Annotated in this window: 15 protein-coding genes; 1 reads left to right on the forward strand and 14 read right to left on the reverse strand. The window is 69.9% G+C overall.

Annotation, left to right across the window (positions count from 1 at the left end):
• Positions 1 to 996 (forward strand): hypothetical protein, encoded by a 996-nt coding sequence (locus I4Q42_RS11645; protein WP_198576242.1) that lies wholly within the window; start codon positions 1 to 3, stop codon positions 994 to 996.
• 161 nt (positions 997 to 1157) lie between these two features.
• Here I4Q42_RS11645 and I4Q42_RS11650 read toward each other — a convergent pair whose 3' ends face one another.
• The 14 genes from I4Q42_RS11650 to cpaB all read right to left on the reverse strand — a co-directional run bounded on the left by I4Q42_RS11650 (position 1158) and on the right by cpaB (position 13751).
• Positions 1158 to 1562 (reverse strand): hypothetical protein, encoded by a 405-nt coding sequence (locus tag I4Q42_RS11650; protein WP_198576243.1) that lies wholly within the window; start codon positions 1560 to 1562, stop codon positions 1158 to 1160.
• A 485-nt stretch (positions 1563 to 2047) separates the two neighbouring features.
• On the reverse strand, positions 2048 to 2674 hold the full coding sequence (locus I4Q42_RS11655) for a helix-turn-helix transcriptional regulator (protein WP_198576244.1): 627 nt from the start codon (positions 2672 to 2674) through the stop codon (positions 2048 to 2050).
• A gap of 290 nt (positions 2675 to 2964) precedes the next feature.
• Positions 2965 to 3477, reverse strand: a complete 513-nt coding sequence (locus tag I4Q42_RS11660) for an A24 family peptidase (RefSeq protein ID WP_198576245.1) — start codon at positions 3475 to 3477, stop codon at positions 2965 to 2967.
• Positions 3478 to 3498: 21 nt separating this feature from the next.
• On the reverse strand, positions 3499 to 4011 hold the full coding sequence (locus tag I4Q42_RS11665; protein WP_198576246.1) for a tetratricopeptide repeat protein: 513 nt from the start codon (positions 4009 to 4011) through the stop codon (positions 3499 to 3501).
• Between the two features lie 2 nt (positions 4012 to 4013).
• Positions 4014 to 4973 carry a type II secretion system F family protein gene (locus I4Q42_RS11670; RefSeq protein WP_198576247.1) on the reverse strand — a complete coding sequence of 320 codons (960 nt, stop codon included), beginning with the start codon at positions 4971 to 4973 and terminating at the stop codon, positions 4014 to 4016.
• Between the two features lie 9 nt (positions 4974 to 4982).
• Entirely contained in the window at positions 4983 to 5978 is a 996-nt protein-coding gene (locus I4Q42_RS11675) for a type II secretion system F family protein (protein WP_198576248.1), read from the reverse strand.
• A 3-nt stretch (positions 5979 to 5981) separates the two neighbouring features.
• Positions 5982 to 7328, reverse strand: coding sequence for a CpaF family protein (locus tag I4Q42_RS11680; RefSeq protein WP_198576425.1), 1347 nt, complete (start codon positions 7326 to 7328; stop codon positions 5982 to 5984).
• Positions 7329 to 7333: 5 nt separating this feature from the next.
• On the reverse strand, positions 7334 to 8548 hold the full coding sequence (locus tag I4Q42_RS11685; RefSeq protein ID WP_198576249.1) for an AAA family ATPase: 1215 nt from the start codon (positions 8546 to 8548) through the stop codon (positions 7334 to 7336).
• Positions 8545 to 9138, reverse strand: coding sequence for a TadE/TadG family type IV pilus assembly protein (locus tag I4Q42_RS11690; protein ID WP_198576250.1), 594 nt, complete (start codon positions 9136 to 9138; stop codon positions 8545 to 8547). The genes I4Q42_RS11685 and I4Q42_RS11690 overlap by 4 nt, the downstream gene beginning before the upstream one ends.
• Complete coding sequence (locus I4Q42_RS11695; protein ID WP_198576251.1) at positions 9135 to 9638, reverse strand: TadE/TadG family type IV pilus assembly protein; 504 nt, start codon at positions 9636 to 9638, stop codon at positions 9135 to 9137. Before I4Q42_RS11695 ends, I4Q42_RS11690 begins: the two co-directional genes overlap by 4 nt.
• Complete coding sequence (locus I4Q42_RS11700; protein ID WP_198576252.1) at positions 9631 to 11130, reverse strand: TadE/TadG family type IV pilus assembly protein; 1500 nt, start codon at positions 11128 to 11130, stop codon at positions 9631 to 9633. Before I4Q42_RS11700 ends, I4Q42_RS11695 begins: the two co-directional genes overlap by 8 nt.
• Before the next feature lie 2 nt (positions 11131 to 11132).
• Positions 11133 to 11435: a hypothetical protein gene (locus I4Q42_RS11705; RefSeq protein WP_198576253.1), complete on the reverse strand. Its 303-nt coding sequence runs from the start codon at positions 11433 to 11435 to the stop codon at positions 11133 to 11135.
• On the reverse strand, positions 11407 to 12783 hold the full coding sequence (locus tag I4Q42_RS11710) for a type II and III secretion system protein family protein (protein WP_198576254.1): 1377 nt from the start codon (positions 12781 to 12783) through the stop codon (positions 11407 to 11409). The genes I4Q42_RS11705 and I4Q42_RS11710 overlap by 29 nt, the downstream gene beginning before the upstream one ends.
• Positions 12784 to 12860: 77 nt before the next feature.
• On the reverse strand, positions 12861 to 13751 hold the full coding sequence (gene cpaB, locus I4Q42_RS11715; RefSeq protein ID WP_198576255.1) for a Flp pilus assembly protein CpaB: 891 nt from the start codon (positions 13749 to 13751) through the stop codon (positions 12861 to 12863).
• Positions 13752 to 13804: the final 53 nt, after the last annotated feature.

Genomic DNA, 13804 nt, shown 5'->3' on the forward strand with positions numbered 1-13804 from the left:
ATGAAACGCCGATCGCATATCCTGCTTCTCGGCCTGGCGGCCGGCCTCGGCGGCGGCTTGCTGGCCTCCGGCTCGGCCCTGGCCCAGTGCGTGACCTTCGACCCCGTGGTCCTGTCGGGCACCTTCGATCCGTTCAATCCGAGCGGCACGACGGTGCAGACCCTGAGCATCACCGCCCGGCGGCCGCCGGCCGTCGGCGGCAAGAAGACGCAGGAGGTCAACTTCATCTATCTGCGCCGGCCCGACACGCCGTCGACCCTGACGATCGTGCAGACCGCGACCGGCGGCCAGATCCTGGAAAACCCGCCCGGCCACGTGCTGGACCCCAACAACGTCAATCCCAACGAGATCGAGCTGAATTTCGGCGGGGTGGGGCAGCCGGACGTCCAGACCTTCATGGTCACCATCACCGTGCCCAGCGGCGCCGACCTGCCGGCCGGGACCACCGACCTCTATCTGGACCAGAAATACTACTGCAAGCGCACCGGCGGCGCGGCCGACGAGCAGGGCGTGATCGCCAACTCGCTGGACATCCGCATCAACGTGCTCAGCGCCCTGCAGGCCAGCTTCGTCGGCCCGGCGCTGGACTTCGGCGAGATCGGCTCGCTGGCCACGGCCTCGCTGCCCTCGACGCCGAACTCGGTCAAGCAGCGCACCGGCAATGTGCGCGTCGCCAGCTCGGGACCTTATTCGGTGGCCCTGACCTCGGCCAACCAGTTCCGGATGACCTATCCGGGCGGCAACCTGGCCACGGCCAACCAGCGCATCCCCTACCAACTGGACTTCCTGGGGCAGACCAAGACCACGGCCTCGCCGACCTTCAGCACCGTGACCTGCGCCCGGGCCGGCCTGTCGGGCCAGTACCTGGCGGTGACGCCGACCCTGCTGGAGGGCGGGGCGGGCAAGGCGCCCGCGCCCAACTACCAGGACATCCTCACGGTGACCGTGACGCCGCTGGCGGTGCCGACCGGCACGACCCCCGTCGCCTGCATGTAACCTCGGCCAGACTGAAAAAGCCCCGCCGGCTCGCGCCGACGGGGCTTTCTTTTATCCGGTCGCCCCTCCCTTCAGGGGGAGGTCGCCCGCGCATCCGTATCAGGAGGGATCGTCGGAACGGCTGCGCGGGACGCCAGCTCGGGCAAGCTGGGCGGGTCGGATCAAAGGGCGGTGATGTTGACCGACAGGTCGCCGACCTGGCCGGCGTCCGCGCCCGGATCGAGGCGCAGGGCGTGGCTCTGCGAGGCGGCGGTGCTGGAGCGGCTGATCAGGGTGACGCCGGTCGACGACAGCGGGATCTTCTCGCCGTCGACATAGACGGCGGCGTTGGTCAGGCCCTGGGCATGGCTGAGGCGCACCTCGTAGCCGGCGGCGCTGTTGCAGAACTCGGTCATGCGCCCGAGGTCGGTCGGCTTGGCGCTCGAGGCGGTCGAGGCGTCGAGATTGACTCGGCAGATGACCGGCACGTGCCCTTCGAGACGAAGCTCGTAGCTGGCCGGCGCGGCGGAAGCGGTGGTGGCGGCCAGAGCGGTGACGGCGGCGGCCAGGATCATCGGAAAGCGCATTGCGAACCCCAGGAGTGAGGATGATGGGAGGATCATCTCGGGTGAGAGTTAAGCAGTGCGTCCTAAAGCATGGTAAACAAAATCAGTAGTAAGAATGACAGTGTGTCGCGCTCAAATATTGGTTACGTCAAATATATAGGTTCATTGATGTAATGCATTCTTACTATGCGTCGAAACGACGGCGGCGGTGAGCGCCTTCCATCGTTTGAATGTTCGGTTGTGCTGGGGTGATGGGCGACCGGCGCCGATCGACCGGCGCCGGATCAGGACGAGGGGGTGCTGATGTCCTGATCCGGCGCTCGGCGGGCGGGGCGCACCGTCGAGGGTCGCCGAAGGCGTTGCGGACAGCCTTGGCGAACCGGTCATAGTCGCGGCGGTGACAAAACGGGGGGATTTGCCCTCGCGACTTGCAAATATTAACATACGCGGATCGACCAACAATAATCCGGACTTACTAGTCGTAAGAATAGTTGGGCGAAGTCATCTCATTCCAGAATATCGGCGGAAGAAATGACCGAGACCAGTTCGGCCTGTCTATGCACGCCGACCTTGACCATCGCCGAGGCCATCTGCACGCGCAGCGTATTGATGCTGACCTTTCGCTCGGCGGCGATCTCGGCCGGTTCGCGGCCCTGGGCCACGCGGGCGACGATCTCGGCCTCGGCCGGCGAGAAGTTGAACATCATCCGGGCCCGCTCGGCGATCCGCGCCGAGGCGCGTCCCACCTCGCGCACCGTGACCAGGGCGCAGCGGAAGCCGCTGTCGTCTGTGCTGAACGGCTCGATCAGGACGACCAGCGGCTTCTGGCTGCGCGAGCGATGGATCAGCATGGCGCCGGAGCGGCCCTGCCGCACGGCCGCGGCGATGCGATTGTGCAGGGCGTCGGACTCGAAGCCGTTCTCGGCCGTCAGTAGTCCGCCCTTTTCCGCCAGGCCGTCGCCGTGGGCGACATAGCTCCAGGCCATGTCGTTGGCGGCGTACACGCAGCCCTCGCTGTCGGCGACGATGACGCCGAAATTCAGCAGGTTGAGGATGGCGTTGGCGACGTGCGGCTCGAAGGCGCCGCGCTCGACTTCCGAATCCACCACCTCGATCATCTTGATCAGTCCCATGTGCGACACCCCGTCTGTTCGCCTATCGCCGTCCTGGACTAGATCCGCCGTGAACTTCGCGGCGCGTCCGCTGACTGTGCACCGCAATTCAAAAGCAGATTTGTTTAATCCAGGTGCTCAAGGCTTGTGTATTGGAGTGGACATTATTTCGGGCGTCGTCGCATACCCTGCCTTGGGTAGTGAAAAAGACTATGTCGGAAAGACAACGCTATCAAATCAATGTGGGTGAGCGGTGTTTCTCCTGTGGCGCGATATCCGCGTAAATGCAGTGAAGTGAAGGCGATCTACTTTCAGAGTTGTAGGTGAGTCAGGCGCTGGCTGATCGCCAGCAGGCCGGATGCGGTCCCCACCTGCAGGGCGCCGGCCGCGATGGCCACGCCGTAGGGCACGCCCGCCCGCGTCCGCACCCAGCCGCGCAGGACGAAGGCGGCCGCATAGGGTCTCGCGACCAGGGCAACCAGGGCCAGGACCCCGCCGGCGATCGCGGTCGCCACGGTCAGCAGCAGCAGGTTCTCCATGCCGGCGAACAGGGCCGCGACCGCCATCAGCTTGACGTCGCCGGCCCCGACCAGGCGACGGGCGAACATCGGCACGCCGGCCAGCATCACCAGGCCGAACGCCCCCAGGCTGGACAGCCAGTCCGGGGTCGCCCAGGCCATGAACTGGGCGGTCAGGAACAGGGCGACCAGGCCCAGCAGGGTCCAGTTGGGGATCTTGCGGCTCCAGACGTCCCAGGCCGCCGCCGTCAGGAAGAGGGCGGCATAGGCGACCGAACCGGCCAGGCGGACGAGGTCAATTTCCATCACGGCGCTCCGATCCGGCCCTCACGACCCGCCGCCGGGCAGCGGGGCGAGCTCCACCGGCGGCCCGCCGGCCAGCAGCGCCGGCGGCGTGGCGTCCTGCAGGATTTCCGCCGCCGGCTCGCGGCCTTGCAGACGGGCCGAATAGGCCATGTTGCCCAGCACGATCCGCGAGCCCGGATCGGCCTTCAGCGCCCGGTCGTAGTAGCGCGCGCTGAGGTCGAAGCGGCCCAGCTTGTCGTAGACCACGCCCTGGGCGTTCAGCACCCGGGCGTCGCCGGGCGCGCGCTGGGCCGCCAGCTGCAGCAGCTCCAGCGCCAGGGCGTAGTTCCGGGCCTTGATGGCCTGGGCGGCGCGGTCGTAGAGGCGGTCGGTCGCCGCCGCCGGATCGGGGGCCGCCGGGGCGGGCAGGGCGCGGATCTCGACCGGTCCCGGGCGATGGTCGACCAGGGCGGCCAGCCGCGTCAGCGTCGCGCAGCCTCCCAGGGCGCCCGACAGCGGAACCAGCATCAGGACGGCGGTCAGGGACTTGCGCATCGTCAGTGCCTCTTCATGGCGGGCAGCAGGTTGTGGACGACGTCGAGCCCGGCCGGCAGCAGCAGGGCGGTGATGATCACTGGCAGGATGCAGGCGACCAGCGGCAGGGTCAGCAGCACCGGGATGCGCATGGCCTTCTCCTCGCCACGCAGGAACCGCGCCTCGCGCAGTTCGCCGGAATAGGAGCGCAGGGTCTGGGTGATGCTGGCCCCCAGGCTGTCGGTCTGGATCATCAGGGCGGCGAAGGCGCGCAGGGCGTCGACCTCGACCCGCTGGGCCATCCGCCGCAGGGCGTCGGCCCGGCTGCGCCCGGCCCGCAGTTCCTGAGACACGCGACCGAACTCGCCGGAGATCTCGGGGTGGGACGGCGCGATCTCCTGGCTGACGCGGATGAAGGCCGCATCGACGCCCAGACCCGCCTCGACGCAGACCACCATCAGGTCGAGCGCGTCGGGGAACTGGTTCTCCAGCCGCTCGCGACGGCCGACCGCGCGCAGGTCGACGAAGATCGCCGGAATGACCAGCCCCAGGCCGCACAGCAGCAGGGCGCCGGCGATCAACGGCAGGCCGACCACGGGGTGCGGCGACAGCTTCTGGCTGACCAGCAGCGCCGCCGGCAGGCCGAAGGCTGCGACTACCCGCACCAGGAAATAGCCGGGGACCGCGGCCGGGGAGTCGAAGCCGGCCTCGGCCAGGGTCTTGGCCAGGCGCGAGCGCTTCTGTTCGTCTCCGCCGGCGCTCCTGGCCTGCAGCCAGCTCATCAGCGGGGTCTTGGCCTTGGAGTCCTTTAGCAGGCCGACGCCGGGCCCGGCCGTCGAGGCGGCGGGACCGCCGGCCGCCCGCTCGCGCATCCGCCGCTTCATGGCCGCGCCGGCCTCGACCTGGCGGAAGGCCAGCAGGGCCATGGCGGCGACGGCCAGGAAGACGCCGACTTGCAGTCCGAGGGAAAGGAACAGGTCCATGGCGCGACCTCAGTATTTGAAGTTGACGATCCGGCGGATCATCAGCTGGCCGACGAGATAGAGGCCGATCACCCCGGCCACGACGGGCCAGAAGGCGGGATCGGAGAACTTGCTGGTGTAGAATTCCGGCCGGAAGACGCTGACCACCCCGACGCAGAACACCGGCAGCAGGCTGAGGATCAGGGCCGACATCCGGCCTTCGCTGGAGAGGGCGCGGATGCGCTTGGTCAGCGAGGCGCGGCCGCGGATGACCGTCGCCAGGCCGGCCAGGATCTCGGCCAGATTGCCGCCGGTCTCGCTCTGGATGGCGATGCTGACCGCGAAGAAGGCCACGTCCGGCGAGCCGGTCCGCCGGGAAAGGTTGGCCAGGGCGTCGCGGAACTCGACGCCGTAGGTCGTCTCGTCCAGCACCAGGCCGAACTCGCTGCCGATCGGGTCGGGCATCTCCTGGGTCACCAGGCCGACAGCCGAGATCACCGGATGGCCGGCGCGCAGGGCCCGGATCATCACGTCGAGGGCCAGGGGAAGTTGTTCCTCAAGCTTGGCCAGGCGCGTGGCGTGGCGGTTCATGATCCACAGGGCCGCCACGGCTCCGCTGAGGGCGGCGGCGCCGAGCGCTGTCACCAGCACCTGCGAGACGGGCGTCTCGACCGGCTGTCCGCGCAGGAAGATCAGGGCCAGCAGCCACAGGCCCGCCGCGACGGCGGCCGTCACGCCCAGCACCTGCAACAGTCCGGCGGTGATCCCCGCTTGGCGCAGGTAGAGCGTCGCCCGGGCGTAGAGGGCGCCGAACCGGCTGCGGTCGATCCAGCTCCCGCGCGGGTCGCGCACCAGCGCCTCGTGGACCTTCTCCTGGCTCATGCCGCCGGCCATCAGCGTCAGGCGGCGATTGACCCGCCGGGTGTGCTCGCGGGCCGACAGCAGCAGGTCGAACAAGGTCTGGCCGGCCAGCACGGCGGCGACGAAGGCCAGCACCAGCGCCATCGGAAAGAGCAGGGTTTCCATGGCTCACCCCGAGATCCGGCCGGGCGCGAACAGCGTCGGCGGCAGGTCCACGCCGCGCGCGTGCAGCACCTCCATGAACTTGGGGCGCACACCGGTGGCCTCGTAAGCGCCGGCGACCTTGCCGTCGATGGTGCGGCCGGCCCGGCGGAAGCGGAAGATCTCCTGCATGCAGATGACGTCCTCCTCCATGCCGGTGATTTCCGACACCGAGACGATGCGGCGCGCGCCGTCCTCCATCCGCTCGGCCTGCACCACCACGTGGATGGCCGAGGCGATCTGGCCGCGCACCGAGCGGGCCGGGATGTCGAGCCCGGCCATGCCGACCATCTGCTCGACCCGCGAAAGGGCGTCGCGTGGCGTGTTGGCGTGCACCGTGGTCATCGAGCCGTCGTGGCCGGTGTTCATGGCCTGCAGCATGTCGAAGGCCTCGCCCGAGCGGACCTCGCCGACGATGATGCGGTCGGGCCGCATGCGCAGGGCGTTGCGCACCAGCTCCCGTTGCTGAACCTCCCCCTGGCCTTCGATATTGGCCGGGCGGGTCTCCAGCCGGCCGACGTGCGGCTGCTGCAACTGCAGCTCGGCGGAGTCCTCGATGGTGATGATCCGCTCGCGCTCGTCGACATAGGCCGACATGGCGTTGAGCAGGGTGGTCTTGCCCGAGCCGGTGCCGCCCGAGATCAGCACGTTGCGGCGGGCCTGGACGACGGCCTCCAGCACCAGGGCCATCTCGCGGGTGATGCTGCCCAGCTCGACCAGCCGGTCCATGGCCAGGGGCACGCGCGAGAACTTGCGGATCGAGACCAACGGCCCGTCCACCGCCAGCGGCGGGATGATGGCGTTGACGCGGCTGCCGTCGGCCAGGCGCGCGTCGACCATCGGCTGGCTCTCGTCGATCCGCCGGCCGACGGCGGCGACGATCTTGTTGATGATCCGCACGAGATGCCGGGTGTCCTGGAAGCGGACATTGGTGCGGTGCAGCCGGCCGGCCCGCTCCACATAGACCATCTCATGGGTGTTGATCAGGATGTCGGTGACGCTGTCGTCCTTCAGCAGGGGCTCCAGCGGGCCCAGGCCCAGCAGCTCGTCCAGGATCTCGTCGACCAGTTGGTCGGTCTGGGCCGGGGTCAGCAGGCGCTTCTCGTCGGCCAGCAGTCCACTGACCGCGCCGCGGATCTCCTGGCGCAGGGTCTCGCGCGGGGTGCGGTCCAGCAGGCTCAGGTTCAGCAGGTCGATCAGCCGCTGGTGCAGCCGCACCTTCAGGCCCAGGGCGTCCTCGATCGGCGCGGGCTGGCCGTAGTCGGCGGCGGCGGCCTGGGTCTCGACGCGGCGGGTTTCCTCGCTCCAGAGCATGGCGATCACCGTCCGGCCTGGGCCAGCGCGAGGGTCGACGCCGGCGAGAGGGTTTCGGTCAGGCGGCCGATGGCGGCCTCCAGCTTGCTGCCGCGGCGCACCGCGCCCAGGGCCACGCCCTGGTTGATGGCCTGGTGCATCAGCTTGCGATCCTCGGGGATCACCAGGTCGAAGGTTCGCCCGATCGCCTGCTCGGCGGCCTTCAGCGACAGGCCGCTGGCGCTGTCGGGCTCGACCTGATTGCAGACCAGGGTTAGGGGCAGGTCGTCCAGCCGCTGGGCGGCCAGCATGTGCAGCTGCCGGCGCACCAGGTGCACATGCGGCACCGACAGCCGGGTAACCAGCACGATCCGCTGCGACTGGCGCAGAAGGCGGTTGGTCCAGGCCGTCCAGACCGTCGGCAGGTCGACGAGCGTGGTCTCGAAGTCGCGGCGCAGGGCCGCCAGCAGGCCATCGACCAGGGCCGGGCTCAGGGCCTCGACCGGCATCATCTCCTGCGGCGCGCCCAGCACGGCCACGCCGCTGCGGTGGGTGGGCAGGGACGAGGAGAAGGGCATCTCCTCGACCGCGCCGCCGGCAGCCAGCACTTGGCCGACCGTCACCGCATCGCCGACGTCGAGATAGAGGGCGGCCGCGCCCATCTGCACGTCCAGGTCGGCCAGGCAGACGCCCGCCATGCCCGGGCGGCCAGCCAGCATCACCGCCGCCTGGGCCGCCAGCGAGGTCGCGCCGACCCCGCCGCCTGCCTTCAGCAAGCTGATGATCTGGCCGCTGCGCTTGTGGGCCCGGCCGGTGTCGAGCCGGCAGAAGATCCGCTCCAGGGCGATGGCCAGGGTAGTGTCGCTGACCGGGGCCGGCAGCACGTCGGCCGCGCCCTGGTGCAGCAGCCGCCGCGTGGTCTCGATGTCGGCGCCGCGCATGGCCGCCAGCACCTCGATGCGGCCGGCGCAGGCGGCGATGCGCTGGGTCATCTTCTCCATCTCGGCCGGATCACCGGCGTCCAGGCCGACGATCAGCAGGTCGAAGGTGTGGGCCGCCCGCTCGGGCCAGGCGCCGTCCAGCAGGCGGAAGGTCACGGCCGGGAACATCGCCGACAGCATGGCCAGGGGTGGATCGGCTCCCAGCCCGGCGCCGCAAAGTCCCACCCGCCAGGCGGTGGGACGTTCGGGCGGGGGCGGCGGCGCCACGGTCTTGGGACGGCCGAAGTGGAGCAGGCTCATGACAGGCTCTCTCCGCTGAGTGTCGACGTCATGGTCGGCAGGGTGAAGGGGGCGACGCCGAAGATCTGCAGGGCGGCGCTCTGGAAGGTCAGGCCCGCGACGCTGACGCTGACCAGCGGCTCCATGTCGGGCGCATAGGGGTTGCCCACCTTGCCGATACCGACATGGCGATAGGTGATGGTCACCTTGGCCGCCGTGATCTCGGGATCGTAGTGCTGCATCTTGGTCACGACGGCGGTGAAGGTGGTGTTGTCGAAGCCGGGCGAGCCGCCGCTGCCTTGCGTCTGGGTGCAGGTCGAGCCCGAGCCGGCGCAGCTGAAGGCCATGTCTGGCACGGTCCCGCCGCCGCCGTAGGTCGCCGTGCCGTCGTAAGTGGCCATGTAGGTCGACACGATCGGGCTGACGACGGCCAGCCGCGCGCCTTCGCGGGTGGCGGTCTTGGCGGTGTTGATGGTCCAGCCCAGCCGGCCCATGTCGATCACCGCCAGCAGCATGGCCACGAAGGCGAAGCACACCAGGCCGAACTCGGCGGCGGTGGCGGCGCTTTCCTCGCGGGCGAGGCGGCGCAGGAGGCGGCGGGCGCGCGTCATTCGGTCCACGCCTGCTGGGCGCTGACCGTGAACGAGGTCAGCGTCACGCCCGTCAACGGGCCGAAGGATTCGATGTAGGGCGGGGTGGCCGAGACCTGCACCCGCGGCACGCCGGTCATGCCGTCATAGCGCCCCGACCAGGCCCCGCCGGCATTGCTGACGCACGAGACCGTCACGGTCACCGTCGCATTGCTGGTCCAGGTGGCGATCAGGGGCGCGCCCGAGCCGTCGGTGGTGCCGGTGCGGGTCACGTTCTGCACCTTGGCCGCGTCGCCGGCGTTGGTCAGGCCCGCGCAGCTCATCGGCAGCCGGGCGGCGTAGCGGGCCGCGTCGCGCACCGACGAGACGGCGATGTGGTAGTTCCAGAACAGCCGTCCCGCGCCGACGAAGGCAAAGCACAGCAGCACCATGAACGGCAGCACCAGGGCGAACTCGACCGCCGCCGAGCCGTCGCGCCCGGTCAGCAGCGGCCGGTGGGAGAGGGGTGGGCGGCTAGTCATAGAGCCGCACCGAATAGAGCGTGGTCTCGGCGCCCACCGCCGAGGTGTCGGTCGTGGCGCCGACCACCTCGCCGTAGATCGAGTTGCTGACGGCCGGGCCGATCAGGAACAGGTCGACATAGGCGATGACGTGCACCGTCGAGCTGCCGTGGACGTTGTCGGCGGCGCAGTTGACCACCACGGCCGAGATCGTGCGGCGGTCGGGCGAGACCTGGGCCCCGGTCTTGTTGCACTGGGGCGCGGCGTAGTCGTGCGAGCCGCTGGTCGCGGTCTGGCTGTCGGAAAAGGCGCCGGCGGGCTTGGAGATCGTCCCGTCCAGCATCGCCAGTTCCCACTTGTAGACCTGGTAGCGGGTGGGGCTGGTGGCGCCGGCCACCGGCGCGGGTCCATAGGCGTTCCAGCCCGTGCCGGTCGCGCCGGCCGGAACCTGCGGGGTGTAGGTGGTCGGGTTGATGCCCGAATGGTTGGTGGCGAAGTACTGGGCCTTGTTCCAGACGCCGCTGCCGACCACGCTGGACTGGTTGCAGTCGCGCGGCAGGCCCATGCCGGCGGCGACCGCCGCGCTGCTGGAGCAGCTGTTGCTGGGCACGAAGACGCTGGGGGTGCAGGCGCTGTTGCCGGCGGCGGTCTTGGCCCCGACCATGGTGTTCATCGCCGGCAGGTACAGCGGGTCGCTCTTCAGCCCGCTGGCCGAGGACTTGTAGATGTCGAAGCGGACGTTGAAGTAGTCGTCGGCCGAGGCGATGTTGCCCGTCTGGGTCTGCACCGTCGTGCCGAAGCACTCGGTCAGGGGCGGGCTGCGGCCCATGGCGTTCTTGACGTCGGCCGCCCCCGATCCCACCGACAGGAAGCCGAAGTTCCCCGGCCCCCAGGCGCCGTTGCCGCCGGGCGGCGGGGTCAGGACGAAGTTCTTGCCGATGTAGTTGTCGCCGTCGAACACCAGGCTGGTGCTTTCGTTCGGATTGCAGATCATCAGCGGCGGCGACTTGCAGATCGCCGTGCCGTAGCCGGCCACCGCCCGCGCCGTGGCGTTGAAGCCGCTGGCGCCGGTCAGGGCGCCGAACACCAGGCCGCGGCTCCGCGGCGCCAGGTTGATGCGGATGAACTTGGCGGCGGCGTCGGTGGTCGCCGTGACGTCGGGATCGCGGCTCGAGAGAAAGACGATGTCGCTGGCGGCGACGGCGACATTGCTCTCGAAGCTGTCGCCCAGGGCCTGGCGGTTGCTGACCAGGCTGCCCATGGCCGCCGTCTGGGCCCGGCCCATCGCCCCGCTCGTACCGTCCAGCTGGCTGGCGCCTGCCAGGGCGGCGGCGTCGACCGCGTTCTCCAGCTCCGCCCGCAGGGCCAGGGCCCGGCTGACGTCGAAGGCCAGCCCTCCGACCGCCACCAGCCCGATCAGCGCCACCCCGGTCAGGGTGGCCACCGTGCCGGACCGGTCCTGGACGAAGCGCCGGAAGAGGGCGGGCCGGAAGAGGGAAGGGAGGGGCGACATGGTCAGTTGGCCGGCTTGGCCGCTCCCTTGTTGTCGATGCTGGAGGTGGTGGCCTGGGCTGGCTGGATCACCTGGTTCTTGCCGTAGCGGCTGGCGGCGAGGGCGGCCCTCACCCCGTCGCCGCCCGGCTGCAGCACGCTGTCGTAGCGCGCCTCGGGATCGGCGATCTGAGCGGCGAGGTTGGTCCGCACCGTCGTCCCGAAGCCGGGCGACAGGTCCTTGCGGGCGTCGGTGCAGCCGACGAGGCCGGCCAGGACGGCGGCGACGAGCAGGGGCTTAGTGCAGCGCATGGCCTTGAGGCGCATCGGCCCCTCCCTTGTCGGCTTCGGTCTTGGACTGGGTCTTGCCCAGCAGGAACAGCTCGGTGTCGGACGGCGGCACGAAGCCGTCGGCGGGCGTCGCGATCTTGGCGCGGCGCGGCTTGACCAGGTGCGGAGTGACCACGATCACCAGTTCGGTCTGGTTGCGCTGGTAGCTGGTCGAGCGGAACAGCGCCCCCAGCACCGGCAGGTCGCCCAGCATCGGGAACTGGCGGATCTGGTCCTGGTAGTCGTCGCGGATCAGGCCCGCGATCGTGAACGACTCCCCGTCGCGCAGCTCGACCGTAGTCTTGGCCCGCCGCACCTTGATGCCAGGGATCCTCAGCCCGTTGCTGACGAACGAGGCGTTGGGGTCGATGCTCGAGACCTCGGGATTGACCACCAGGTTGACCATGCCGTCCTGCAGGACGGTGGGGGTGAAGGCCAGGCCGATGCCGAACTGCTTGAACTCGACGGTGATCGTCGTCTGGCCGTTGCTCTGGTTCTGGGCCACCGGCACCGGGAATTCGCCGCCGGCCAGGAAGTTGGCCGTGTCGCCCGACATCGCCGTCAGGTTCGGCTCGGCCAGGGTCTTGACCAGGCCCTTGGTCTCCAGGGCGTCGAACAGGATGTCGAGATCCACGTCGCCGGCCCGCAGCGGAAACTTCAGCAGGCCGAAGGTGTCGGTCAGGGTCGTGGCCACCCCGGTGTCGCCGGTGCCGATGACGAAGTTGTGGTAGTTCAGCGAAGCCGGATTGGCCGTGTTCATGTTCAGGCGCAGGGCCTTGGCCGTGGCCCGCTCCATCTCGACGATGCGCACCGACAGGGTCACCTGCTGGCTGCCCTGCACCGACAGCATGTTGACCACCTGGCCCGGCGCGAAGCTGTCGGCCAGGGCCGCGGCCCGCCCGGCGACCGAGCCGCTGCTGGCCGTGCCGGTCAGCACGATCGACTGGTTGCCCGAGGCGACCTTCAGCCCGTCCTCGTCGGGCAGGGCGTCGCGCATCCGCTGGCGCAGGGTCTCGACGTCGGCGGCGACCACCACATTGGCGGCGGCCACCAGGCGACGGCCCGGTCCGTAGACGGTGAGGGTGGTGCCGCCCAGCTTCTTGCCGACCACATAGACCGACCGCGAGGTCAGGGGCAGCACGTCGGCGGTGTCGGGGTTGCCGATCATGATGTCCGTGTACGGAGCGGGAAGCTCCAGCACCTGGGCCTTGCCGACCGCGACATTGACCTCGACCTTGCGGACGGCGGCTTCGGAGACGGCGGCGGGTTGGGCGGGGGCGCTGGTCGGAAGCGTCAGCGGCAGCAGGGCCGCGGCCGCCGCCAGCAACGAGCATTTCAGGGTCATGGAGGCGGTTCCTGCGCCGCGCGCCGTCCTGGCGTCCCAGCGATTGGAAAGACGATGGGGAAGGGGGGCGGCCATGGTCACAGCCCCACCCGGTAGCCGGTGGTCTCGACGCCGCGCGTGACGCGCACTTCCGTCGAGGTCGGGTTCGGCAGGCGCGCCGGGCCGGGACGCATCGCCGGCCGGCGCGGCGCAAAGGCGCGGACGGGCGCGGCGGGCGTCGCGATCGCCGTCGGGCCCATGCCGCGCTGCAGGTCGGCCAGGGTCATGGTCCGGCGGCCCAGCGGGGCCTGGTCCGAGATCTGGCGCAGGGCCAGCGACAACGCCCCGACCGCCTGGGCCAGGGTGATGGCCTGGGCCTGGTCGGGCGTGACTTCGATGGTGATCGCCTTGACCACGACGGGTTTGTCCGCGCTCTGATCGTCGGATTGGTCCACGCCGACGACCCGCACGTTTTCGGCCAGCACCTGGGTCAGGCTGGTCTCGGGCTGGTTGTTGTCCTGGCTGCGGGTCAGCATGACATCGACCCGGTCGCCGGGCAGCACGAAGCCGCCGACCCCAGCCACGTCGTTGGCGCGCAGCGACACCGCCCGCATGCCCTCGCCCAGGGAACTGGCGAGGTTGGAGCGCCCGCCGGCCCCGGAAACCCGGTCGGCCAGGATCGGCTCGTTGGCGGCGATGTCCTTGAGGGCGATGCGCGCCCCGCCGGCGCCCGAGGCGGCCTCGGGAATGGTGCTGAACGCGCCCGGCGGCACGGCGTCGGCCGGATAGCGCGCGACCTTGAGCACCGCGGCCTGGAGCTTGAAGCCCCTGGCCAGGGGCTGGGAGGCGACGACGACGGGCGTCGATCCGGCCTCCTTGACGGCGGGAGCGTCCTCGCGTCCCGCGCCCATATAGACCCGTGCGGCGAGCACGGCGCCCAGGCCCAGCACAGCGGCCGCGCCCAGGGATATGACGGTTTTCGTCTGCATGGTTCGACCCCCTCCCCACGTCGAAGGCGCGCCTGTCCTCAGCGCGTCGTCAT

Origin of the sequence: Caulobacter hibisci, assembly GCF_016135805.1 — a bacterium.
GTDB lineage: Bacteria > Pseudomonadota > Alphaproteobacteria > Caulobacterales > Caulobacteraceae > Caulobacter > Caulobacter hibisci.

What these genes read in the sequence shown, in the direction of transcription:
- I4Q42_RS11645 (WP_198576242.1), top strand. Translation starts at nt 1, where the DNA reads ATGAAACGCCGATCGCATATCCTGCTTCTCGGCCTGGCGGCCGGCCTC.
- I4Q42_RS11650 (WP_198576243.1), bottom strand. Translation starts at nt 1,562, where the DNA reads ATGCGCTTTCCGATGATCCTGGCCGCCGCCGTCACCGCTCTGGCCGCC.
- I4Q42_RS11655 (WP_198576244.1), bottom strand. Translation starts at nt 2,674, where the DNA reads ATGGGACTGATCAAGATGATCGAGGTGGTGGATTCGGAAGTCGAGCGC.
- I4Q42_RS11660 (WP_198576245.1), bottom strand. Translation starts at nt 3,477, where the DNA reads ATGGAAATTGACCTCGTCCGCCTGGCCGGTTCGGTCGCCTATGCCGCC.
- I4Q42_RS11665 (WP_198576246.1), bottom strand. Translation starts at nt 4,011, where the DNA reads ATGCGCAAGTCCCTGACCGCCGTCCTGATGCTGGTTCCGCTGTCGGGC.
- I4Q42_RS11670 (WP_198576247.1), bottom strand. Translation starts at nt 4,973, where the DNA reads ATGGACCTGTTCCTTTCCCTCGGACTGCAAGTCGGCGTCTTCCTGGCC.
- I4Q42_RS11675 (WP_198576248.1), bottom strand. Translation starts at nt 5,978, where the DNA reads ATGGAAACCCTGCTCTTTCCGATGGCGCTGGTGCTGGCCTTCGTCGCC.
- I4Q42_RS11680 (WP_198576425.1), bottom strand. Translation starts at nt 7,328, where the DNA reads ATGCTCTGGAGCGAGGAAACCCGCCGCGTCGAGACCCAGGCCGCCGCC.
- I4Q42_RS11685 (WP_198576249.1), bottom strand. Translation starts at nt 8,548, where the DNA reads ATGAGCCTGCTCCACTTCGGCCGTCCCAAGACCGTGGCGCCGCCGCCC.
- I4Q42_RS11690 (WP_198576250.1), bottom strand. Translation starts at nt 9,138, where the DNA reads ATGACGCGCGCCCGCCGCCTCCTGCGCCGCCTCGCCCGCGAGGAAAGC.
- I4Q42_RS11695 (WP_198576251.1), bottom strand. Translation starts at nt 9,638, where the DNA reads ATGACTAGCCGCCCACCCCTCTCCCACCGGCCGCTGCTGACCGGGCGC.
- I4Q42_RS11700 (WP_198576252.1), bottom strand. Translation starts at nt 11,130, where the DNA reads ATGTCGCCCCTCCCTTCCCTCTTCCGGCCCGCCCTCTTCCGGCGCTTC.
- I4Q42_RS11705 (WP_198576253.1), bottom strand. Translation starts at nt 11,435, where the DNA reads ATGCGCCTCAAGGCCATGCGCTGCACTAAGCCCCTGCTCGTCGCCGCC.
- I4Q42_RS11710 (WP_198576254.1), bottom strand. Translation starts at nt 12,783, where the DNA reads ATGACCCTGAAATGCTCGTTGCTGGCGGCGGCCGCGGCCCTGCTGCCG.
- cpaB (WP_198576255.1), bottom strand. Translation starts at nt 13,751, where the DNA reads ATGCAGACGAAAACCGTCATATCCCTGGGCGCGGCCGCTGTGCTGGGC.